This is a genomic window from Kitasatospora sp. NPDC001175, from assembly GCF_053598215.1.
This window is the reverse complement of record NZ_JBSFJU010000175.1, coordinates 1-3,727: the sequence shown is the minus strand read 5'-3', so window position 1 is coordinate 3,727 and position 3,727 is coordinate 1. Positions and strand designations below refer to the sequence as shown.

The following is a 3,727-nucleotide window of genomic DNA, read 5'->3' as shown; positions in this document are numbered from 1 at the left end:
CCTCCGGCGCCTGCTCGACGATCACATGCGCGTTCGTCCCACTGAACCCGAACGACGACACACCCGCCCGACGCGGCTCACCCGTCACCGGCCACCGCCGCGCCTCGGTCAGCAGCTCCACCGAACCAGCCGACCAGTCCACGTGCGGCGAGGGCTCGTCGAGGTGGATGCTCTCCGGCAGCACACCGTGCCGCAGCGCCTCGACCATCTTGATCACACCGGCGAGTCCGGCTGCCGCCTGCGCGTGCCCGATGTTGGACTTCACCGAGCCGAGCAGCAGCGGACGGCCCTCGGGCCGGCCCTGGCCGTAGGTGGCGATCAGCGCCTGCGCCTCGATCGGGTCACCCAGCTTGGTGCCCGTGCCGTGCGCCTCCACCGCGTCCACCTGCTCGGCGGACAGTCCGGCATCTGCGAGCGCCTGCCGGATCACCCGCTGCTGCGACGGACCGTTCGGCGCCGTCAGACCGTTGGACGCACCGTCCTGGTTGATCGCCGAACCACGCACCACCGCCAGCACCGGATGCCCGTTGCGCCGCGCGTCCGACAACCGCTCGACCAGCAGCATCCCGACGCCCTCGGAGGGGGTGAATCCGTCGGCCGCGGCCGAGAACGGCTTGCAGCGGCCGTCGGACGCCAGGCCCTGCTGCCGGCTGAACTCGATGAACGTCCCCGGTGTGGACATCACCGTCACACCGCCGGCCAGCGCCAGGTCGCACTCGCCGCCCCTCAGCGACTGCACGGCCAGGTGCAGGGCGACCAACGAGGCCGAGCAGGCGGTGTCCACGGTCATCGCCGGGCCCTCGAGGCCGAAGAGGTACGACACCCGGCCCGAGACCACGCTGGCCGCCGTACCGGTGGCGACATGCCCCTCGGCCGAGTGGGCGGCCGACGCCAGCAGGCCCAGGTAGTCCTGGCCGTTGGTGCCCGCGAAGACACCGGTCCGGCTGCCGCGCAGCGTGGTGGGGTCGATGCCCGCCCGCTCGAACGCCTCCCACGAGGTCTCCAGCAGCAGCCGCTGCTGCGGGTCCATCGCCAGCGCCTCACGCGGTGAGATGCCGAAGAAGGCCGCGTCGAACCGGCTGGCGTCGTGCAGGAAGCCGCCCTCGCGGATGTACGAGGTGCCCTGGTGGTCGGGGTCGGCGTTGAAGACCGTCTCCAGGTCCCAGCCACGGTCGGCGGGGAACTCCGACAGGGCGTCACCGCCGGCGAGCAGCAGCTGCCACAGGTCCTCGGGGCTCTGCACCCCGCCCGGGAAGCGGCAGCTCATACCGACGATCGCGATCGGCTCGTCGGCGGCGGCGCGCACCACGACCGGAGCGGCGAGGCCCGTCACGGCGCCCGACAGTTCCTCGTCCAGGTGGCGGACCAGCGCCAGAGTGTTGGGGTGGTCGTAGATCAGGGTGGCCGGGAGCTTGATCCCTGCGGCGGCACCGAGCCGGTTGCGCAGTTCCACGGCGGTCAGCGAGTCGAAGCCGAGCTCCTTGAACGCCCGGCCGGTGTCCACCGCCTCCGGGCCCGGGTAGCCGAGCGCGGCCGCGACGTGCGAGGTGACCAGGTCGAGCAGGATCCGCTCCCGCTCGGCGGGCGAGGCACCCGCGAGCCGGACGGCGAGCGCGCCGCCGGCCGCCTCCTGGTTCTCCACCCCACCGCCGGTGGACTCCAACGCCCGTACTGCTTCCGGGATTTCGAAGAGCAGCGGCCGGGTCCGGCCAGAGGTGAAGGCGAGCGCGAAGCGCTGCCAGTCGATGTCGGTGACGGTCAGTGCCGCCTCACCCTGGTCCAGCGCCTGCTGCAGCGCGGCCACCGCCAGGTCCGGCGACATCTCCAGGATGCCGTGCCGGCGCATCCGGTCACCGACGCCGCCCTCGGCCATCCCGCCCTCGCCCCACGGACCCCAGGCCACCGAAGTGGCGGGCAGGCCGTCGGCCCGGCGCTGCTCGGCGAGGGCGTCCAGGAAGGCGTTGCCGGGCGCGTAGTTGCCCTGCCCGGGAGCCCCGAAGGTGGCCGCGAAGGAGGAGAAGAGCACGAACGCGTCGAGCTTCTGATGCATCGTCAGTTCGTGAAGGTGCAGGGCGGAGTCGACCTTGACCCGCAGCACCCGCTCAAGCTGGTCGGCCGTCAGGGCCTGGATCACCGCGTCGTCCAGCACCGCGGCGGTGTGCATCACCGCGGTCAGCGGCCGGTCCGCCGGGATCCCGGCGAGCAGTCCGGCGAGCGCCTCGCGGTCCGACACGTCGCAGGAGACGATGGTGACGGTCGCGCCGAGGGCGGTCAGCTCCTCGCGCAGTTCGTCCGCGCCTTCGGCGTCCGGGCCGCGGCGGCTGGTGAGCAGCAGGTGCTCGGCACCACTGCGGGCGAGCCAACGGGCCACATGGGCACCCAGGGCGCCGGTACCGCCGGTGACCAGGACGGTACCACTCGGACGCCAACTCTCCGTCGGAGCGGGGCCGGAAGGCGCGTGCACCAGCCGCCGGGCGAAGACCCCGGACGGGCGCACCGCGAGCTGGTCCTCGCCGCCGGTTCCGGCGAGCACGCGGACCAGCCGGTCCAGGCCGCGCTCGTCCACCTGCCCGGGGAGGTCCACCAGTCCGCCCCAGCGCTGCGCGTCCTCCAGCGCGGCGACCCGACCCAGGCCCCAGACCAGCGACTGTGCGGGGCTCGACAGGCGCTCGGCGCGGTTCACCGCCACGGCACCGCTGGTGGCGGTCCACACCGGGGTCTCGAATCCGGCATCGGCCAGCGACTGGAACAGCAGCACCGATCCCGCCATGCCGAAGGGCACGGCCGGGTGGTCGGCACAACGCCGCTCGACGAGTCCGAGCAGCGAGAGGACTCCGGCGGGCGCCTCGGTCAGGTCGGTCCGCAGCCGCTCGGACAGCGCCTCCCGGTCCAGGTCCGCGGCGTCGACCGACAGCCGGCGGACCTCCGCGCCGTGCCGGGCCAGGGCCTCGGTGGCGGCCGCCGCCCAGGGGGTTTCCTCAGCCGGCGCCACCAGCAGCCAGGTGCCCGAGAGTACGGGGGCGGGGAGGTCGGCCATTGGCTGCCAGGTGATCCGGTAGCGCCAGCCGTCCACGGTGTACTGCTCACGGCGCTGCCGCCGCCACGAGGACAGCGCGGGCAGTACGGCGCTCAGCGGCGCGTCGTCGGCCAGCTCCAACGACTCCGTGAGGGACGCCAGGTCCTCGCTCTCCACGGCGGCCCAGAACTCCGCCTCCACCGGGTCCAGCGACGCGTCACGCTCGGCGGCGGGCGCGGCCGGCGCATCCAGCCAGTAACGGCGGCGTTGGAAGGCGTAGGTGGGCAGGTCCACGAGCGGCGTGCCGGTACCGGCGAAGACGGCCGCCTGCCAGTCCACCGCGACCCCGCGCACCCATGCCTCGGCGAACGAGGCCAGCAGCCGACGGGCACCGCCCTCGTTGCGGCGCAGCGTCCCCACGGTCACGGCCTCGCGTCCGGCCGCCTCCACGGTCTCCTGGACTCCGGTCACCAGAACGGGGTGTGCGCTGACCTCGACGAAGGTGCCGATGCCGTGGTTCGTCGCCAACTCCGCCGTGGCCTCGGCGAATCGGACGGTGGCGCGCAGGTTGGTGTACCAGTACCCGGCGTCCATACCCGAGCCGTCGACCAACTCACCGGTCACCGTGGACAGCAGCGGCACCCGACCCGCCCGCGGAGTCACCTCACGCAGCACGTCCAGCAGCTCGGTACGGATCGACTCCACCTGAGC

1 protein-coding gene is annotated in these 3,727 nt (G+C 73.3%); it reads right to left on the bottom strand.

Annotated elements, in window-relative coordinates; genetic code table 11:
• Positions 1-3,727 (bottom strand): SDR family NAD(P)-dependent oxidoreductase (locus ACWDAK_RS40795; protein WP_449806584.1); only part of this gene is annotated, 3,727 nt, incomplete at both ends.